Origin of the sequence: Mycobacterium sp. smrl_JER01 (assembly GCF_048513595.2) — a bacterium.
GTDB lineage: Bacteria > Actinomycetota > Actinomycetes > Mycobacteriales > Mycobacteriaceae > Mycobacterium.
In genome coordinates this window covers 406,775-421,896 of the sequence record NZ_JBLXXK020000001.1, presented here as the reverse complement: position 1 = coordinate 421,896, position 15,122 = coordinate 406,775, and the positions used below count along the sequence as shown (strand labels likewise).

Sequence of the window (15,122 nt, the reverse complement as noted above, 5' to 3'; positions counted from 1 at the left end):
CGTGCGGCCACCCGGGAGGAATCGGGGAAATCCCTATTTCTTGACGCGGGAATGACCACCTGGACGCCCGACTGCGCCGGTCAGGGTGCGTCTGGAACCGGGATGGGGATGGGGACCGGGACGAACGGCACGTCCAGATAGGTCGTGGTCACCGGATTGGTCGTCGGGGGCGGGGTCACCGGGTTGGTCGTCGGGGGCGTGGTCGTCGGGGGCGGGGTCGTCGGCGGGGTCGTCGGGGGCGGGGTCGTCGTTTGCGGGGTCGTCGTCGTGGGGGTGGTGGTCGTCGTGGTGGTCGTCGTGGTGGTCGTCGTCGTGGTCGTGGTGGTGGTCGGCGTCGTGGTGGTCGTGGTCGGCGCGGTGGTGGTCGGAGCCACCGTCGGCGGCGTGGTCACCACCGGCGGTGCGACCGTCTCCGGCGGGGGCGGCTGCACGGTCTGCTGCGGGACGGTGACCGTCTCTGCAGGCGGCGGTTCGGCCGACGGCACCAAAGCGCTGCTCAGCGGCACGTTGCCGGGTGTCGGCGTCGTAGGCTCCGAACTGTCGACGCTGGTCAGCGCGATGGCGGCACCGCCGACCGCGAGCAGGGCCAGCGCTGCCACCACTCCCGTCACCGACAGTGGCACACGCGGGCCGGACGCGGTCTCGCGGTCCCGGTCGTCGGGCGGGATGACCTCGGTTTCGTAGGCACCCGAGAGCGCATACGGATTCGGCCGCTCCTCGGGAATCTCTCCGGTGTACGGGACGACATCATCGACCGGTGAATCGTCCTGCGACCAGGCCAGCGCGTAGGTGCTGTCCGCCTCGGGGGTGGCGACGGTGGCCGTCTCGGCACTTCGGCCGTACGCGGCGACCAGCGCGGCGCCGGCCGCCGCATCCAGCGCGGGCCGCGGGGTGGTTACCACGGGAACCTGCAACCGCTGTGAAACCTGTTCGGTGACAAAGGGGATAGCGGCACCGCCACCGACAAGCGCGACCGTGGAGACGCTGCTCCAGCCGATGCTCTGACGCGCGAGGGCGTCCTGAAGTGCGCCGAAGACACCGTCGAGCGGGCGGGCGATCAACTCCTCCAGCTCACCCCGGGTCAGTCGGATGTCGCCGTAGAAGCCGGGCAGATCGGCTGTCACCTCGGTCGCGGTCTGCACCGAGAGGCGCTCCTTGGCGGCCCGGCACTGCTCCCGCAGCGCGCTCAGCGATCCGACCGCGGCGGTCTGGGCCGGGTCGACATCCCCACCGACACCGACACCGTCGAGCACATGGGCGAGCACCGCCTGATCGATCTGATCACCGGCGAAGTCGGGGAACCGTTCGGTCCCTCCGATCACCGTGAACGCCGATGCCGCGTCGACGAGCGTGATGCTGGTTCCGCCACCGCCGAAGTCGAGCAGCACCGCCACCCCGCGACGGTCCAGACCCGGGTTGGCGTTCAGCGCGGTCAGCGCGGCCTCGCAATCCGGGATCAGCCGCGGACGGGTCCCGCCCGGGCTGAGCACATCGCTGGCCCGCAGTGTGTCGGCGAGCGCCGCGGTCATCTCCGGTCGCCAGTAGGACGGCACGGAGATCGCGACGTCACCGGGGGCCTGCGCCGACGCCAGCCCGGCCATCGTTTCCAGCGCCTCGACCACCAACTGCTCGGCCGGATAGCTGTTCCCGTCACCGGCGACCAGCGGTACCGAGTCGCCGACGCGCTCGACGAACCCGTGCAGCATCACCCCGCCGGGACGAGCAGCGTCGGCACCGACCTCGGGGGCGGCGTGGCCGTACAGGGTGAGCACGGAGCGCCGGATCACCGGCTGGCGGCCGACTGTCGCCGCGGCGAGGTTGGTGGTTCCGACGGACAACCCCAACGCATCGCTCATAACTCAGGCCACCCTAGACGATTTCGCGACCGCAGCCACGAAACCGCTACGCGGTGTGCTGCAATGTCGGCCATGAGTGACATCGATGACATCAAACTGGTCAAGTACCGCTACCTGCGCGCTCTGGACACCAAGCACTGGGACGAGTTCGCCGACACTCTCACCGAGGATGTCATCGGTCGCTACGGCGAGTCCATCGGCGAGGAACACCACTTCACCAACCGCGACGAACTGGTGGATTTCATGCGCAGCTCGCTGGGTGCGTCGGTGCTCACCGAGCACCGGGTGACCCACCCCGAGATCACCGTGGACGGTGACGAGGCGACCGGCATCTGGTACCTGCAGGACCGGGTGATCGCCCCGGATTTCCACTTCATGCTGATCGGGGCCGGTTTCTACCACGACCGTTACCGCCGTACCGCCGACGGTTGGCGGATCAGCGAAACCGGCTACGACCGTACCTACGACGCGTCGATGAGCACGGAGGGGCTGAATTTCAAGGTCAAGGCCGGCCGCGCGCTGAATCTCTGACTCACTCGGTATCTCTGACTCACTCGGTGATGGCGATCATCGCGCCGGGTCGGAGCCAGCGCATGATCGTCACCAGGGTGGCGTCGTCGATCGCGACGCAGCCCGCGGTGGCGCCGCCGTCGGTGCTGTGCACGAAAAATGCGCCGCCCTTGCCGGGAATGCGTTCCTTGTTGACACCCATCACCACTGCGTGCGCGTACTGCGGGATGTCGAGGTTCTCGGTGCCGGCGCTCAACGACGTGTCGAACGGGCAGTTCTGCCTGTCGCACACCTGCATGGTGTTGTAGGTCGGGCTGGACATGTCGCCGTCCCACCAGTGATTCGGACCCACCTGCACATACCTGAGACCACCGCCGGGATCGGGCTGCGTACCGAAGGCGAAGTCCAGTGTGTAGATCCCCTTCGGTGTCATCATCGACCCGTCGAAGTGATTGGGTGACATGCCTTTCTGGCCGATCTTGGCCGGTATGCCGACCCCGCCCGCCACCGGCTGCCAGCCGGCCGCGGTGCGCTGCCAGACGTCGAGTTTGGCGTCGGATCCACCGGTGCCGGTGACGGCGAGCACCTGGGTGGCCGGCCCGACCGAGTTCGCGAACCACGGCGAGAACGCGGCCGCCTGCGGTGCGGCGAGGAAGGCGCACAGCAGCGTCAGGCAGACCGCGATCGGTAGCCGGCGCGCGATGGTGCGGCGACGATCAGGTCGCGCAGCTTTCGGCATGCGTCAACTGTGCCATCCACGTGTGCCATTTCCGGGTTTCTGCGTCGGCGGTGTCGGCGGCGCCCTCCCCGTACAGATAGAGGCTGATCATCAGCCTGGTTCGGCCCCCTGCCAGGCAGCCCCCCACCACGGCGATGCCCGGGCACGGCGCGTCCAGCCGCACCATGACGTCGCGGAAATCGGGGGTCTGCTGGATGCGTTCCACCACGCCGGCCAATCGCGGTGCCGCCTTCGGGCTTTCGACCTTCTGCCCCACATCGACTCCAGCGACTCCCAGCGCGGGCGCCAGCGCTGCCCATGCCTGTACCAGGCCTCCGGGGTGGGTGGTGGCCACCATCGCGTTGGCCGCGGGCTGTCCCGCGAACTCGCGCAGATACAGCCGCAGCACCTCGAAGAACCCGGGCCAACCGGTCTCGAAGCTCTCCAGTTCGCCATCCCAGTCGTCGCGATCGGTGAACAGACTGTGCACCATGCGGACCACACAGCGGTCGCCGGAGTGGCTCGTCACCACCACCTCGGTGGCCACCGGTGGCGCGTCACCGCTCCACCCGTGCTCCTGGTAACCCAGGCGCTGCGGGGGTTCCCATTCGGTGATCACTCCGGAACTGGTCTGGCCGTCACCGAAGTCGAAGTGGATCTCGCCGCCCACGCGTTCGTCGACGGTGGTCGGTGTGAACCAGGCGCTCATCCCCGGGCCGGTGGCGATCGCGGCCCAGACCTGCTCGGGAGTACCGGGGACGAGGAACTCCATCTCGACGCGGCGGTGGTCACCGTCCTTCTTCAGCACCATCTGGCTCTCCTTTCGGTTGTTCGCCGGCCGGCATCGGGTAGGCGGCCAGCACCACCCGGTGCGCGCGCCCGCGCGGGTCGGATTCGTCGTGGTAGCGCGCGACCAGCGTGGTCACGGCGTCGGCCAGCTCTTCGGTGAACGCAGCCCGGTCGGCGGCGGAGCGGAACCGCACCGCGGTGTCGATGGACAGCGTGGCCAGTCGCTTGTTCTTGGCCCTGGCGGTGCGCCACAGCTCGCCGACCTCCTGGACCGCGCGGGCGGCGACCGCGATCAGGTAGCTGGCCGACATCCGGTCGCGCGTGCGATCAGGATCGGCCGAGATGGGGCCCAGTGCACCGGGTGCGATGACGTAGGACGAGGCCGTCGCGACCAGCAGGCGCTCGGTCAGCCCGCCCCACCGGCGTTCCCCGGCGGCCTGTACCAGCTGGTGGGTTTCCAGGGCCCGCAGGTGATAGTTGACCTTCTGGCGGGAGATACCGACCCGGGTGGCCAGGGTGGCCGCCGAGGCCGGTTCGCCGAGTTCGGCCAGCAGCCTGCCGCGGATCGGGTCGAGCGCGCTGACGGCCGCCGCGGGGTCGGCGATCACTTCGACATCGAGCACGCACCCACTATCGGCGTTGACAAATAAATTTGTCAATAGGTTCCGGCGGCTAGGTTGGGCGTCATGGACCTTCTGCCTGGGCGACGTCGCGGCCGTGGCATTCGACAGATCGGGGCCGGCCTCGGCACGTTGGACCGCGAGGTCTTCGAGGCGGTGGCAGAGTCGCCGAGCCCGCTCATCGATGCCGTGATGCCTCCGCTGACCAGGGCCGCAGACCATTCGAAGCTGTGGTTCGCGATCGCGGCCGGATTGGCGGCGTTCGGCAGTCCCTCGGTGAAGCGCGGCGCGGTGCGCGGTGTCGCGTCACTGGCCGTGACCAGCCTGCTCACCAACCAGGGGGCCAAGCGGGTCTGGAAGCGTGATCGACCGAATTGGAGCTTCGTTCCGCTGGCGCGCCAGACCCACCGGCATCCGACCTCGAACTCACTGCCCTCGGGTCATTCAGCCAGCGCCGCGGCGTTCGCGGTCGGGGTCGGGTTGGAGAATCCCCCGGCGGGTCTCGGGCTGGCATTGCTGGCAGGGCTGGTCGGAATGTCGCGGGTGGCCACCGGCGCGCACTACCCCGGTGACGTACTGGCCGGTTTCGGCATCGGAGCCGGGATCGCGGTGCTCGGAGCACGGATCGTGCCCCCGATCGTGGAAACCCGACTGCCCAGCGCAGATCCGCTGCGCGTGGAAACACCGCCGCGTCCCCACGGAAAAGGCGTCACCCTCGTCATCAACCCGGCCTCCGGCAGCGGCACCGGCGCGCGGGTACTCGACGAAGTCCGCGCGGCGCTGCCGGACGCCGAGATCGTGGAACTCGACGAGGACGACGACGTGGAGGAGGTGCTGCGGTCGGCCGCTGAGCGCGCAGAGGTGTTGGGCATCGGTGGCGGCGACGGCACGGTGGCCGCGGCCGCGGCCATCGCCATCGAGGTCGGCGTACCGCTCGCGGTCTTTCCCGCGGGCACGTTCAACCACTTCGCCAAGGACATCGGGTGCGAGACCACCGCGCGAACGGTCGCCGCGATCCAGCAGGGCATGGTGTCATGCGTCGACATGGTGTGTCTGAACGAGAAGCAGATGGTGATCAACACTGCGAGCATCGGTGCGTATCCGCGGTTCGTCCAGACCCGCGAGAAGTTGGAACACAAGATCGGTAAGCCGCTGGCGGGGATCTACGCGATGTTCTACACGCTGCGCCGCGGCGAACCGGTCCGGATCTGCTACGACAACAAGACGTTGCAGACCTCGCTGTTCTTCCTGGGTAATTCCACCTATCTGCCAACGGGTTTCGCTCCGTCGCGGCGCACCCGGATGGATGACGGCCTGCTCGACGTGCGCATCCTGGAGACCGGGCGCCGCTTCAGTCGACTGCGGATCCTCACCGCAGGGGTGCTCGGCCGACTCACCCGCAGTCCGCTCTACCACGAGCTGCGGGTACCGGAGTTCGCGTTCCGTTCCGTGGACGGGCCCACAGTGCTGGCGCTCGACGGCGAGGTGGGCACCGAATTGTCCGAGGCGAGCTTCAGCGTGCGCTATCGAGCGCTGCCGGTGTTTCGTCCTGTGCCGTGACGGCCGGCCACGGCGGCACCAGCAGCAGGCACACGACGAAGTAGGCGTACCCGAGGGCCCAGCCGGCGATGACGTCCGAGGGGTGGTGCACGTTGAGCACCACCCGGCCGGCGCCGATGGTGAGTATGACCACGATTCCGAGCGCGATGAGCCAACCGCGCAGCCCCGGGCGCACCGCCGGCAGTGCCACGGTCAGCACCGCGGCAACCGACACCATCACGCCCAGGGCGTGACCCGACGGAAACGAGGTCGACAGCGCGGACACCATCGCGGTGTCCGGCCGGGGCCGGTCGACGATGTACTTGGCGGCCTCGGTCAGCACACCGCTGAGTTCCACGCTGAGCAGCAGGAACACCGCGAGCCGGAACCGGCGGCGGATCAGCGCGACCACGATGACGACCATGACCGCCACCCGGAACGCACCAGGACCGAGAACAGTGCAGAACACGTCCCACGCCGTCACCCAGGCCGGGCGCGCGTCGCCGAAGCGGTATGCCGGGTCGAGCACGTCGGCGTCGATACCGGCCAGCCAGGACCAACCCTGGACATAGCCCATCCACATCAGCAGGTAGACCCCGACGGCCGCCGCAGCGCTGCCGAGGAGCCAACCGGTGTGCATTCTCACGTGACCACCTGTACCACCTGCACCACCACGCTGTACCAACACACGGTCCCGGAGCGCTCGGGTGCTGAGCTACCGTTCGAAGATGGCCGTATTTCTGCGGAAGCTGTTCCGGATCGGCAAGCTGCCCAGTGCGTTGCGCGCCGAGGTCGAAGCCGAGGGCGTGTTGTTCATGTCCGAATACGTGGCTGTCACCCGCCGCTTCAAGGGCACCGTGCCGGGGCTGCGCTCCGGGGGCAGCATCGCCAGCTACGTCGGTTCGCTGGTCGTGACCAACGAACGCGTACTCGCGACCCTGTCGTCGTTGCCGAAGCTCGCCGGCCGAACCATCGACCTGCGCTGGGATGCGCCGGAGTCCGGCGCGGTGAAAGCCGAGCTGTCCGAAACCGGGCTCACGCTCGACGTGGATGTGGCTGCCGTCGACCCGCGCTGCTCGGGCGAGCTGTCCCTGCATTACAAGGAACACCTTCCGTCGGACGTGCTGGCACGGCTGACCCGCAGAACGCTGGCCTTCGACGTGCCACCCGAGTACATTTTCCGCGCCGTCGGGGTCCCGTATCACCCCTGACCCTTCGGCCCGGTCAGAAGAGGGGATCATCGCAGTCCTCCCCCGGCGATCCGCAGACCTCCCCCAGCGCCTCGTTCTCGCGGCGCTGATCGGCGATGTGACGAGCGCGGTCCTGCGCGCGGGTCCGCGTGCGTCGCGGCATACCCAGCCCGGTGGGCCGGGTTCCTTTTTCGGGGCTGCCCGGTTCGACCACCACGGGCGCCGTCGGCCGGCACAACGCCGGGAACAGCACCCTACTGCCGGGATGCGTGGTGAAGATCTGGCCGCCCGGCGATGTCCACTGCAGTGTGCCATCCGGGACCTGGACGTCACGCCAGCCCCAGAAAGTCTTGAGCAAGTGGTGTTTTCGACATAGCGCCTTGAGGTTCGACGCCTGCGTCGGCCCCGCCGGATAGGCGATCGTATGGTCGATGTCGCAGCGATCGGCGGGTACGTCACATCCCGGGAACCGGCATGTCATGTCCCGGCACCGGACGAAGTCGGCGAGCTTGCGGGAGGGCAGGTGACGCGGCTCCGGCGGCGACTGCCCGGGATGGACCAGCCGCCGGATCACCGCGGTGACCGCAAGTGTCGCCGTGACCAACGGCCCGGGCAGCAGCGCGCCACCGATGATCACCGCGGGCTTGGTCTGCGCGGGCCCGGTCGGGATCGGCGGCGCGAGCAGGTGGCGGTCCTTGGCGGATCCGACGGGTTTTTCGCCGTGCACGAGCACCGGCGTGGAGTCCGACAGACTGGACTCTTCGGCAATCACGTGCACGACAACCGATGACGGTGTGCGCTGTGCAGCAACGCAATCAGCAAGACCGCACTGGCACACCAGGCGGTCTGCCTTGTCGGCGAGGGCCCCCAATGCATCTGACCGGAGTTGGTCGAGTGTGCGGGGGTCCCGAGTGCACACACTGCCGGCCATCGCATCCAGTCGGCGGTCCAGTAGCTCGCCGTCCTGGGCGCTCAACACCGCTTCCACGAAGCACAGCCCGGACCCGTCCTGGGCCCGGGTCACCTCCACGTGTCGTGAGCGGGCCGACCCTTCAGAGCGCACCACTGCCGACGGATCGAACCGGTCGACCCAGTGGTCGACGGCGGCATCGGACTTCGCCGCAGATTGTGGCCCCCATCCGATGATCTCGGCGGCGACTTCGACGTCGACCTTGGCCATCGCATCGGCATCGACGATCAGCCGAGTACGCTTCACCACCGACCTCACCAGCCGTAGCGAGATCGCACCGGAGGCGAAGACCTCCGACACCCGAGGCAAACGCTGCCGCAACGCCCAGGCATCCAGCAGCTCGTTGGACGCGACGCCGAGCGAGACGCTCTGCGCCGCGGCGACCTCGGCCGAGACCGCAGCCCAGTTGTCCAGGCACCACTGATCACGCTCCGCACTGTCCTTGTCGGCCAGTCTGTCCTCCAGCAGGTCGGCCATCGCCGACAGCCGGCGTGCAGCGGCGGCGTTCTCGAGCCGAGCCCACGCCCCGACGGCCTCGGCGGCTCCCCTGCACCGCTGCGCCTCTTCGAACACTTGTTCGATCATGTTTTCGATATTACGAACAGGCGGGGCCCTCACGCTCCTCGACTGTGCCGCCCTGTGGATGAAATCGGCATTGGGGATAACGTTGCACAGGACAACTTGCCTGTGCGCTCGCCGCCGCCGGCACGAAGATGCCGGCAGGTGGAGTATCGACGAAGAAGGGACGGCAGTGACCACACCCCGCCGGGACAACGTCCTGCTCGTGCACTGGCATGACCTCGGCCGCCACCTCGGCGCCTACGGGCACCAGGACGTGTCCAGTCCACGGCTCGACCGCCTGGCCGCCGAAGGCATCCTGTTGACCGCCGCACACGCGACGGCGCCGTTGTGCAGCCCGTCGCGGGGATCTCTGTTCACGGGTCGATATCCGCAGAGCAACGGTCTGGTCGGCTTGGCCCACCACGGCTGGGAGTACCGGGCCGGAGTCCGCACACTGCCCCAGATTCTCTCCGAGAACGGCTGGCATACAGCGCTCTTCGGGATGCAGCACGAAACCTCCTACCCGGCCAGACTGGGATTCGACGAGTTCGACGTCTCGAATTCCTACTGCGAGTACGTCGTCGAGCAGGCCGCCCGGTGGCTCTCCGACGCCCCCGGCACGCCGTTTCTGCTGACCGCGGGGTTCTTCGAGACCCACCGCCCCTACCCCCACGACCGATACCCCCCGGCCGACCCGAACGCCGTCTCGCTTCCGGACTATCTGCCCGACACCGACGACGTCCGCCAGGATCTCGCGGACTTTTACGGATCGATCACCGTCGCCGACGCCGCGGTCGGACAACTCTTGGACATGTTGGAGGCCACCGGCCTCGACCGCACCACGTGGGTCGTCTTCGTCACCGACCACGGGCCGGCACTGCCGCGGGCCAAGTCCACCCTCTACGACGCCGGCACCGGAATCGCGATGGTGATCCGGCCACCGCGCAACACCGATGTCACCCCGCGGGTCTATGACGACCTGTTCAGCGGCGTGGACCTGGTTCCGACACTGCTGGAATCGCTCGGCCTCGACATCCCTGACGACGTCGAAGGTGTCTCGCACGCAACGCAATTGGCCGGTGCCGCGGCGCAACCGGCACGAACCGAGGTCTTCACGATGAAGACCTATCACGACTCGTTCGACCCGATCCGGGCCATCCGTACCAAAGAGTTCAGCTACATCGAGAACTACGCGTCGCGGCCACTGCTCGACCTCCCGTGGGACATCGCCGACAGCGCACCGGGCCGGATCGTCGAACCCTTGTCGCGGGCGATGCGTCCCGCGCGTGAGCTCTACGATCTGACCGCCGACCCCGCCGAGACACACAATTTGCTGGAGCGCGGCGCCACCGACCCTGCCGAGGCGGTTGCCACCGAGCTGTCCCTGCTCCTCAACGACTGGCGCGAGCGGACCGGTGACGTCATTCCCTCGGACTTCGCCGGGACCCGTGTCGCCGACCGCTACACCCGCACCTACGCGCACATCAACAGGATCGAATTGCCCAGTCGCTCAGCTATTTCGACCGGAAGAGGGATAGACATCGACCGTAGCTCCGGGCAAGGGTTTCCCTCACGCTGATCGTAAAACCCGCCCGTGCCGCCCCGGCGGAATGCGGTTATGCTCTCGCGCATGTCAACCGGCGCCGCGGCGTACTTGGTGCTCGCCTCCCAACGCAGTGGTAGCACGTTGCTGGTCGAATCTCTGAGAGCCACCGGTGTCGCCGGCGAACCCGGTGAGTTCTTCCAGTACCTGCCCACCACCAGCCAGTCGCCTCAACCCCGACAATGGTTCGAGGGTGTCGAGGACGAGTCGATCCTGCGATTGCTCGACCCACTCGACGAAGGCAGACCCGACCTGGCTCCGCCGGAGATCTGGCGCGACTACGTCCGCACCGTCGGGCGCACCCCGAACGGGATCTGGGGTGGCAAACTGATGTGGAACCAGACACCGCTGTTGGTGCAGCGCGCCGCGGGACTGCCCGACCGGTCCGGTACCGGGCTGTTGTCGGCGATCCGGGACGTCGTCGGTAGCGACCCTCTGCTGATTCACGTCTACCGTCCCGACGTGGTTTCCCAGGCGGTTTCGTTCTGGCGTGCGGTACAGACCCGGGTCTGGCGCGGGCGCCCCGACCCGGTGCGCGACGCCCGTGCCGAGTACCACGCCGGCGCGATCGCTCACATCGTCACGATGCTGCGCGACCAGGAAGCCGGATGGCGCAACTGGTTCGCCGAGGAGAACGTCGCGCCGATGGAGGTCCCCTACCCCGTCCTGTGGCGCAACCTCACGCAGATCGTCGCCGAGGTCCTGGAGAAGATCGGCCAGGATCCGCGCCTGGCGCCCGAGCCTGCACTGGAGCGTCAAGCCGATCAGCGCTCCGACGAATGGGTGGACCGCTACCGCGCCGATGCCGAGCTGAAGGGCCTGCCGTCATGACCACAGGCACATACGAGACCGTGCACGTCGACGAGCTGCGCCTGCTGGAAGCCGAGGCCGTGCACATCATCCGCGAGGTTGTCGCCGAGCTGGAGCGCCCAGTGCTGCTGTTCTCTGCCGGCAAGGATTCGATCGTGCTGTTACGGCTGGCGGAGAAGGCCTTTCGGCCGAGCCCACTTCCCTTTCCGGTGATGCACGTCGACACCGGGCACAATTTTCCAGAAGTGATCGACTTCCGGGACCGCAGGGTCACGTGGGAAGGGCACAAACTCATCGTCGCCTCGGTGCAGGAATCCATCGATTCAGGGCGGGTCCCTGATCCGGGGCCCGGAGCGTCGCGCAATCGGCAGCAGACCCGTACCTTGCTCGACGCACTGGAAGCCGGCCGGTTCGATGCCGCATTCGGTGGCGCCCGGCGGGATGAGGAGCGAGCCCGCGCCAAAGAGCGCATCCTCAGCTTCCGTGACGAGTTCGGCCAGTGGGATCCCCGGGCACAACGACCCGAACCGTGGTCGCTGTACAACGGGCGCATCCGCAGAGGCGAGCAGGTCCGGGTCTTCCCGCTGAGCAACTGGACCGAGCTCGACATCTGGCGCTATATCGAGCTGGAGAACCTTGCGCTGCCGTCGATCTACTTCGCCCATGAACGGGAGGTTTTCCAGCACGACGGCATCCTGCTTGCGGTCTCCGAGCACACCCGTCCCGAGCCGGGCCACACCTCCTCGGTGGAGTGGGTGCGGTACCGGACCGTCGGTGACCTGACGATCACCGGCGCCGTGCGCTCGACGGCAACGACCATCAGCGACGTGATCGCTGAGATCACCGCGGCCACCGTGTCCGAGCGCGGGGAGACGCGCGCCGACGACCGCACATCGGCCGCTGCGATGGAGGACCGCAAACGTGAAGGGTACTTCTGATGAGCCCACAGACAAGACAGCTATTGCGGATCACTACCGCGGGGTCGGTCGATGACGGTAAGAGCACCCTGATCGGCCGCTTGCTGCATGACACCGACAGCCTGCCGACCGACCATCTGGAAGCGGTGACGGATGCTGAGGGCGTCGCCGACCTGGCCGCACTCTCCGACGGTCTACGCGCTGAGCGTGAACAGGGCATCACCATCGATGTTGCCTACCGGTTTTTCTCCACGGACACCCGCAGCTACATCCTCACCGACACCCCCGGCCACGAGCGCTACACCCGTAATATGTTCACCGGCGCCTCCAATGCCCATGTCGCCGTTCTGCTGGTCGACGCCCGCGCCGGTGTGCTGCGCCAGACCAATCGTCACGCCCGCATCGCGAAGCTGCTCGGTATCAAGCACTTCGTCGCCGCGGTCAACAAGATCGACCTTGTCGACTTCGACCGCAGCAGGTTCGAAGATGTCGAGGCCGAACTGCAGCGGGTGGCGGCCCGACTGGGTGGCACCGACATCACAGTGATCCCGATCGCGGCGAAGCTCGGGGACAACGTGGTGCACAGATCCGGCAAAACACCCTGGTACCAGGGCCCGACCTTGTTGGAGTATCTGGAAGCAGTGGAACTGGTTGCACCGCAGGCGCAATCACGCAGCCTCCGGCTTCCGGTGCAGTGGGTGTCACGACCCAGTTCGCAGCAGCGCAGGCGCTACACCGGCCGCTTGTCCGCGGGCACCCTCGGTGTGGGAGACCCTGTCGTCAGCCTGCCCGCAGGCACCCGGTCCACTGTCACCTTCATCGACACACTCGACGACGACCGGACCACTGCCGTTGCCCCGCTTTCTGTTTCGATCGAACTTGCCGACGATATCGACATCGGTCGTGGCGATGTTCTGGTCAGCGGCGAAGTCGACGCGGTGTTACCGGTCCTGGCTCGCGAACTGGACGCGACCGTGTGCTGGTTTCGTGACACCCCGCTGCGCGCCGGTGACCGTCTCGCGCTGAAGCAGGGCACCCGCACCGTGCGTGCCACCGTACAGGCGTTGCACTCCCGTCTGGATCCCGAGACGCTCGACGATCTGGACAACCCGGTGGAACTCGTGCTCAACGACATCGGCTCGGTGACGCTGCGCACAAGTTCGGTCGTCGTCACCGATCCGTACGCGGAGAACCGGGACAGCGGCGCCTTCATCCTCATCGACGAGACCTCCAATGACACCGTGGGAGCCGGCACCGTCCTGGAGCCGCGCGAGGTGAAGCCCGGCGCGCAGACTCGTAACGACATCCGCTGGCACCCTTCCTCGTTGGACCGGGAGTACCGCCGGTCGGCGACAGGACAGCGCGGTGCAACAATCTGGTTCACCGGTTTGCCTGCATCAGGCAAGTCCACGGTCGCCGTCGCGGTCGAACGCGCACTGGTTGATTCGGGCCAGGTGGCCTATCTGATCGATGGTGACAACATTCGTCATGGGTTGTCCGACGATCTCGGTTTCACCGCCGGTGATCGCGCCGAGAACATCCGCCGCGTAGGGCATCTGACCCGATTGTTCGCCGATGCCGGGGTAGTTGCACTGGCGTCGTTGGTGTCGCCGTTGAAGTCGGACCGGGAGATCGCCCGCGCCCTCAACGACGCGGCGAAACTACCGTTCATCGAGGTATACGTCGCAACGCCGCGAGAAGAATGCGAGAAGCGCGATCCCAAAGGTCTCTACGCCCGAGCCCGCGCCGGTGAGCTGAAGGGGTTGACCGGCGTCGATGCGCCTTACGAGCCGCCGGAGAACCCCGACCTGGTGCTCGACACCACCGGCGCGGAGATCGATGGCCTGGTTGCGCAGGTCATCGATCTCCTCGACTCCCGTCGGTAATCACTTCACCTGCACCACAACGAAGATCCGCCGGAACGGATAGAAGGTGACACCGTCGGCGCGCTGCGGGTAGGCGGCGGCCAGCATCGGGGCCAACTGGGATCGGAAACGCCCCCACTGCGGGGCGGTCAGGGCGGCGCGCACCGGACGCAGCGCCGTACCGTCAATCCACTCCAGCACCGGGTCCTCGCCGGTGAGCTGATGGACGTAGGTGGTCTCCCAGGCGTCCACCGCGCAGCCGGCTCCGGTCATCAATCCGGCATATCCTGCCGGCGCACGCACCACATCGTCCTTCTCGAACGGGAAGTCCTGCAACGCTTCCGCCCATTCCGGCCGGCGCACCAACTCACGAACCGCACGGTGGGAGGGGGCATCGAAATTCCCCGGCACCTGGAACGCGATCCACGAGCCCGCGGGCAGCAGGGCGGCCCAACGGGTCAACAGCTCGGTATGCTCGGGAACCCAGTGCAACGTCGCATTGCTCACGACGACGTCGGTGTCGGCGGCCGGCGTCCAGTCGCGGACGTCGCCCACCTCGGCGGCCACCCCGCGCCGCCGCGCCGCATCGACCATCTCCGGTGCGCGATCCCACGCCTCGATCACCGCCGCCGGCCAACGCACCGCCAGCGTCTCGGTGAGATTGCCTGGGCCGCAACCCAGGTCGACGATCCGGCGCGGATTGTGGGCGTTCACCCGGTTCAGCAGTTCGTGATAGGGCCGGCCGCGGTGATCTGCATAGGTCAGGTAGACCTCGGGGTTCCACATCAGCGAGGCGGTGAGGGTTCGCGCGTCGCGGCGCCGAACAACGCCTGGTTGAGAATGCGCAACACATCGCCGTCGACGGCCGAGTAGTACACGAAGGTGCCCTCGCGCCGCCCCTTCACCAGGCCGGCCAGTCGCAGCTTGGCCAGATGCTGGCTCACCACCGCAGGTGCCACGTCGGCGAGCTCGGCCAGGCATGCCACCGAGGTCTCCCCCTGCAGTAGGGCCCACAACACCTTGATCCGGGTGGGGTCGCTCAGCATTCGGAATGCGTCCGCAGCCCTGAGCACCTCGTCGTCGTCGGGCATCGAGAAGCCGGGAATCGCGCTGTGCACGGGGCCAGCATACTCTCAATACTTCTGATCAGTTGTCAAGCTGATAATGTGTCTAT

At 67.5% G+C, this 15,122-nt stretch carries 15 protein-coding genes; 7 read left to right on the top strand and 8 right to left on the bottom strand.

Annotated features, from left to right (window positions below):
* Nucleotides 1–80: 80 nt before the first annotated feature.
* On the bottom strand, nucleotides 81–1,856 hold the full coding sequence (locus ACNUDN_RS02020) for an Hsp70 family protein (protein WP_419120388.1): 1,776 nt from the start codon (nucleotides 1,854–1,856) through the stop codon (nucleotides 81–83).
* 72 nt (nucleotides 1,857–1,928) lie between these two features.
* On the opposite strand from ACNUDN_RS02020, the gene ACNUDN_RS02015 reads away from it, so the two are divergent.
* Entirely contained in the window at nucleotides 1,929–2,387 is a 459-nt protein-coding gene (locus ACNUDN_RS02015; protein ID WP_419120387.1) for a nuclear transport factor 2 family protein, read from the top strand.
* A gap of 19 nt (nucleotides 2,388–2,406) precedes the next feature.
* On the opposite strand, the gene ACNUDN_RS02010 is transcribed toward ACNUDN_RS02015, so the two are convergent.
* Genes ACNUDN_RS02010 through ACNUDN_RS02000 form a run of 3 tightly spaced genes read right to left on the bottom strand, consistent with a single transcriptional unit; the run spans nucleotide 2,407 to nucleotide 4,496 of the window.
* The gene (locus tag ACNUDN_RS02010) at nucleotides 2,407–3,105 is read right to left on the bottom strand and encodes a L,D-transpeptidase family protein (protein ID WP_419120386.1); all 699 of its coding nucleotides are present in this window, start codon (nucleotides 3,103–3,105) and stop codon (nucleotides 2,407–2,409) included.
* The gene (locus ACNUDN_RS02005; RefSeq protein WP_419120385.1) at nucleotides 3,083–3,895 is read right to left on the bottom strand and encodes an SRPBCC family protein; all 813 of its coding nucleotides are present in this window, start codon (nucleotides 3,893–3,895) and stop codon (nucleotides 3,083–3,085) included. Before ACNUDN_RS02005 ends, ACNUDN_RS02010 begins: the two co-directional genes overlap by 23 nt.
* Entirely contained in the window at nucleotides 3,873–4,496 is a 624-nt protein-coding gene (locus tag ACNUDN_RS02000) for an ArsR/SmtB family transcription factor (RefSeq protein WP_419120384.1), read from the bottom strand. The genes ACNUDN_RS02005 and ACNUDN_RS02000 overlap by 23 nt, the downstream gene beginning before the upstream one ends.
* A 63-nt stretch (nucleotides 4,497–4,559) precedes the next feature.
* Between ACNUDN_RS02000 and ACNUDN_RS01995 the strand changes: the two genes are divergently transcribed.
* The gene (locus tag ACNUDN_RS01995; RefSeq protein ID WP_419120383.1) at nucleotides 4,560–6,053 is read left to right on the top strand and encodes a bifunctional phosphatase PAP2/diacylglycerol kinase family protein; all 1,494 of its coding nucleotides are present in this window, start codon (nucleotides 4,560–4,562) and stop codon (nucleotides 6,051–6,053) included.
* Here ACNUDN_RS01995 and ACNUDN_RS01990 read toward each other — a convergent pair.
* A complete protein-coding gene (locus ACNUDN_RS01990; RefSeq protein WP_419124978.1) occupies nucleotides 6,007–6,672 on the bottom strand; it encodes a phosphatase PAP2 family protein in 666 nt (221 codons plus the stop codon). The genes ACNUDN_RS01995 and ACNUDN_RS01990 overlap by 47 nt on opposite strands.
* A gap of 88 nt (nucleotides 6,673–6,760) precedes the next feature.
* Here ACNUDN_RS01990 and ACNUDN_RS01985 point away from each other — a divergent pair, with 88 nt between their 5' ends.
* A complete protein-coding gene (locus ACNUDN_RS01985) occupies nucleotides 6,761–7,243 on the top strand; it encodes a hypothetical protein (protein ID WP_419120382.1) in 483 nt (160 codons plus the stop codon).
* Nucleotides 7,244–7,256: 13 nt separating this feature from the next.
* Here ACNUDN_RS01985 and ACNUDN_RS01980 read toward each other — a convergent pair whose 3' ends face one another.
* Complete coding sequence (locus tag ACNUDN_RS01980) at nucleotides 7,257–8,777, bottom strand: HNH endonuclease signature motif containing protein (RefSeq protein WP_419120381.1); 1,521 nt, start codon at nucleotides 8,775–8,777, stop codon at nucleotides 7,257–7,259.
* 166 nt (nucleotides 8,778–8,943) lie between these two features.
* Between ACNUDN_RS01980 and ACNUDN_RS01975 the strand changes: the two genes are divergently transcribed.
* Genes ACNUDN_RS01975 through cysC form a run of 4 tightly spaced genes read left to right on the top strand, consistent with a single transcriptional unit; the run spans nucleotide 8,944 to nucleotide 13,969 of the window.
* Nucleotides 8,944–10,332, top strand: a complete 1,389-nt coding sequence (locus tag ACNUDN_RS01975; protein ID WP_419120380.1) for a sulfatase family protein — start codon at nucleotides 8,944–8,946, stop codon at nucleotides 10,330–10,332.
* 51 nt (nucleotides 10,333–10,383) lie between these two features.
* Nucleotides 10,384–11,187, top strand: coding sequence for a trehalose 2-sulfotransferase (gene stf0, locus ACNUDN_RS01970; protein WP_419120379.1), 804 nt, complete (start codon nucleotides 10,384–10,386; stop codon nucleotides 11,185–11,187).
* Nucleotides 11,184–12,104 (top strand): sulfate adenylyltransferase subunit CysD, encoded by a 921-nt coding sequence (gene cysD, locus ACNUDN_RS01965; RefSeq protein WP_419120378.1) that lies wholly within the window; start codon nucleotides 11,184–11,186, stop codon nucleotides 12,102–12,104. Before stf0 ends, cysD begins: the two co-directional genes overlap by 4 nt.
* Nucleotides 12,104–13,969, top strand: a complete 1,866-nt coding sequence (cysC, locus tag ACNUDN_RS01960; protein ID WP_419120377.1) for an adenylyl-sulfate kinase — start codon at nucleotides 12,104–12,106, stop codon at nucleotides 13,967–13,969. The genes cysD and cysC overlap by 1 nt, the downstream gene beginning before the upstream one ends.
* Here cysC and ACNUDN_RS01955 read toward each other — a convergent pair whose 3' ends face one another.
* Nucleotides 13,970–14,734 carry a trans-aconitate 2-methyltransferase gene (locus tag ACNUDN_RS01955; RefSeq protein WP_419120376.1) on the bottom strand — a complete coding sequence of 255 codons (765 nt, stop codon included), beginning with the start codon at nucleotides 14,732–14,734 and terminating at the stop codon, nucleotides 13,970–13,972.
* A complete protein-coding gene (locus ACNUDN_RS01950) occupies nucleotides 14,734–15,066 on the bottom strand; it encodes an ArsR/SmtB family transcription factor (protein WP_419120375.1) in 333 nt (110 codons plus the stop codon). Before ACNUDN_RS01950 ends, ACNUDN_RS01955 begins: the two co-directional genes overlap by 1 nt.
* Nucleotides 15,067–15,122 lie beyond the last annotated feature (56 nt).

What these genes read in the sequence shown, in the direction of transcription:
- ACNUDN_RS02015 (WP_419120387.1), top strand. Translation starts at nt 1,929, where the DNA reads ATGAGTGACATCGATGACATCAAACTGGTCAAGTACCGCTACCTGCGC.
- ACNUDN_RS01985 (WP_419120382.1), top strand. Translation starts at nt 6,761, where the DNA reads ATGGCCGTATTTCTGCGGAAGCTGTTCCGGATCGGCAAGCTGCCCAGT.
- cysC (WP_419120377.1), top strand. Translation starts at nt 12,104, where the DNA reads ATGAGCCCACAGACAAGACAGCTATTGCGGATCACTACCGCGGGGTCG.
- ACNUDN_RS02020 (WP_419120388.1), bottom strand. Translation starts at nt 1,856, where the DNA reads ATGAGCGATGCGTTGGGGTTGTCCGTCGGAACCACCAACCTCGCCGCG.
- stf0 (WP_419120379.1), top strand. Translation starts at nt 10,384, where the DNA reads ATGTCAACCGGCGCCGCGGCGTACTTGGTGCTCGCCTCCCAACGCAGT.
- ACNUDN_RS01980 (WP_419120381.1), bottom strand. Translation starts at nt 8,777, where the DNA reads ATGATCGAACAAGTGTTCGAAGAGGCGCAGCGGTGCAGGGGAGCCGCC.
- cysD (WP_419120378.1), top strand. Translation starts at nt 11,184, where the DNA reads ATGACCACAGGCACATACGAGACCGTGCACGTCGACGAGCTGCGCCTG.
- ACNUDN_RS01955 (WP_419120376.1), bottom strand. Translation starts at nt 14,734, where the DNA reads ATGTGGAACCCCGAGGTCTACCTGACCTATGCAGATCACCGCGGCCGG.
- ACNUDN_RS02010 (WP_419120386.1), bottom strand. Translation starts at nt 3,105, where the DNA reads ATGCCGAAAGCTGCGCGACCTGATCGTCGCCGCACCATCGCGCGCCGG.
- ACNUDN_RS02005 (WP_419120385.1), bottom strand. Translation starts at nt 3,895, where the DNA reads ATGGTGCTGAAGAAGGACGGTGACCACCGCCGCGTCGAGATGGAGTTC.
- ACNUDN_RS01990 (WP_419124978.1), bottom strand. Translation starts at nt 6,672, where the DNA reads ATGCACACCGGTTGGCTCCTCGGCAGCGCTGCGGCGGCCGTCGGGGTC.
- ACNUDN_RS01995 (WP_419120383.1), top strand. Translation starts at nt 4,560, where the DNA reads ATGGACCTTCTGCCTGGGCGACGTCGCGGCCGTGGCATTCGACAGATC.